Source organism: Alkalibacillus haloalkaliphilus C5, from assembly GCF_000269905.1.
GTDB classification, from domain to species: domain Bacteria; phylum Bacillota; class Bacilli; order Bacillales; family Alkalibacillaceae; genus Alkalibacillus; species Alkalibacillus haloalkaliphilus_A.
Genome location: NZ_AKIF01000254.1, coordinates 1 through 1690, shown reverse-complemented (window position 1 = coordinate 1690; position 1690 = coordinate 1). Strand labels below are relative to the sequence as shown.

Genomic DNA, 1690 nt, shown 5'->3' with positions numbered 1-1690 from the left:
TTTAATATCCTTAGAAAGGAGGTGATCCAGCCGCACCTTCCGATACGGCTACCTTGTTACGACTTCACCCCAATCATTGGCCCCACCTTCGGCGGCTGGCTCCATAAATGGTTACCCCACCGACTTCGGGTGTTGCCAACTCTCGTGGTGTGACGGGCGGTGTGTACAAGGCCCGGGAACGTATTCACCGCAGCATGCTGATCTGCGATTACTAGCGATTCCGGCTTCATGCAGGCGAGTTGCAGCCTACAATCCGAACTGAGAATGGCTTTATGGGATTGGCTTGACCTCGCGGTTTCGCTTCCCTTTGTACCATCCATTGTAGCACGTGTGTAGCCCAGGTCATAAGGGGCATGATGATTTGACGTCATCCCCACCTTCCTCCGGTTTGTCACCGGCAGTCACCTTAGAGTGCCCAACTGAATGCTGGCAACTAAGGTTAAGGGTTGCGCTCGTTGCGGGACTTAACCCAACATCTCACGACACGAGCTGACGACAACCATGCACCACCTGTCATTCGGTCCCCGAAGGGAAGACCCTATCTCTAGGGTGGTCCGAAGATGTCAAGACCTGGTAAGGTTCTTCGCGTTGCGTCGAATTAAACCACATGCTCCACCGCTTGTGCGGGCCCCCGTCAATTCCTTTGAGTTTCAGCCTTGCGGCCGTACTCCCCAGGCGGAGTGCTTATTGCGTTAACTGCAGCACTAAGGGTTGGACCCCCTAACACCTAGCACTCATCGTTTACGGCATGGACTACCAGGGTATCTAATCCTGTTCGCTACCCATGCTTTCGCGCCTCAGCGTCAGTCACAGACCAGAGAGCCGCCTTCGCCACTGGTGTTCCTCCACATATCTACGCATTTCACCGCTACACGTGGAATTCCGCTCTCCTCTTCTGTACTCAAGTTCCCCAGTTTCCAATGGCCCTCCACAGTTGAGCTGTGGCCTTTCACATCAGACTTAAGAAACCGCCTGCGCGCGCTTTACGCCCAATAATTCCGGACAACGCTTGCCACCTACGTATTACCGCGGCTGCTGGCACGTAGTTAGCCGTGGCTTTCTGGTTAGGTACCGTCAAGGCACTGCCCTATTCGAACAGTACGTGTTCTTCCCTAACAACAGAGTTTTACGATCCGAAAACCTTCATCACTCACGCGGCGTTGCACCGTCAGACTTTCGTCCATTGCGGATGATTCCCTACTGCTGCCTCCCGTAGGAGTCTGGGCCGTGTCTCAGTCCCAGTGTGGCCGATCACCCTCTCAGGTCGGCTACGCATCGTGGCCTTGGTGAGCCGTTACCTCACCAACTAGCTAATGCGCCGCGGGCCCATCTGTAAGTAATAGCAGAAGCCATCTTTTAACACCGAACCATGCGGTTCGTTGAGTTATCCGGTATTAGCCCCGGTTTCCCGGAGTTATCCCAGTCTTACAGGCAGGTTGCCCACGTGTTACTCACCCGTCCGCCGCTCGTTCCACAGACATCCTCCCGAAGGATTCTGTCTGCTTCCCGCGCTCGACTTGCATGTATTAGGCACGCCGCCAGCGTTCGTCCTGAGCCAGGATCAAACTCTCCATAAAAGTGTTTGATTGACTCTAAATAATTTAATGTCATCGTTGTTTTCCTCTTAGTCAATCACTAGAAGAAAACCGAATTGACGACAGGCTATTTTGTTTAGTTTTCAAGGTTCGAA

At 53.3% G+C, this 1690-nt stretch carries 1 rRNA gene; it reads right to left on the bottom strand.

The features are described from left to right. Nucleotides 1–14: 14 nt before the first annotated feature. Nucleotides 15–1577, bottom strand: a 16S ribosomal RNA gene (locus A194_RS19010). Between the last annotated feature and the right edge of the window lie 113 nt (nt 1578–1690).